The sequence below is a fragment of the Mesorhizobium sp. M1A.F.Ca.IN.020.06.1.1 genome, assembly GCF_004023265.1.
Taxonomy (GTDB): domain Bacteria; phylum Pseudomonadota; class Alphaproteobacteria; order Rhizobiales; family Rhizobiaceae; genus Mesorhizobium.
In genome coordinates this window covers 1-541 of sequence record NZ_RZSR01001728.1, presented here as the reverse complement: position 1 = coordinate 541, position 541 = coordinate 1, and the positions used below count along the sequence as shown (strand labels likewise).

At 64.3% G+C, this 541-nt stretch carries 1 protein-coding gene; it reads right to left on the bottom strand.

Features of this window, described 5'->3' with window-relative positions; all coding sequences use genetic code 11:
• Window positions 1–40: 40 nt before the first annotated feature.
• Window positions 41–541, bottom strand: a 501-nt coding sequence (locus tag EOA60_RS36575) for a response regulator (protein WP_245502728.1), incomplete at its 5' end; no start/stop codon positions are given.

Here is a 541-nt window from a genome sequence, read left to right as displayed (position 1 = left end):
GGCTGCGGCTGCTCGCCAGAGGGGCGGCGGATTCGGCGTTTCAACCTGCCGACGAGCTGCCGGACCTAAGCGCGGAGCGGATGGCTGAGAGCAGGGATGCCGGCGTGTAGGGCTTTACCAGCCAGCCCAGCGGCTCCGCTGGCGCTGCCCGGGCGCGGACGTCGGAATCGGAATGCGCCGTCGCAAAAACCGACCGCAAACCGTAAATTCGAAACAACTCCAGGGCAGTTTGAATTCCATCCATGGCCCCGGACAGCCGGATATCCATCACAACCAGATCAGGCCGGTCCGCAGCTGCGCTATCGAGCGCTTCCTCGCCCGAGCCAACGACCACGACCTCGAAACCGGCCGCGGTCAGAGTGCTCTCCATCTCGAGGGAGATGAGAAAATCGTCCTCGACGACCAAGATCCGCGTGGGCAATGCGGCGGCCACAGGTTCGGCCGACGCGGCTTTCGTTGGGATTGGCCGACGGCGTCCGTGTGGGGCAGCAAGCTCGGTCATCGAGAGCCATCCAGGAACTGAAGAAGAGCCGGCAAGAAC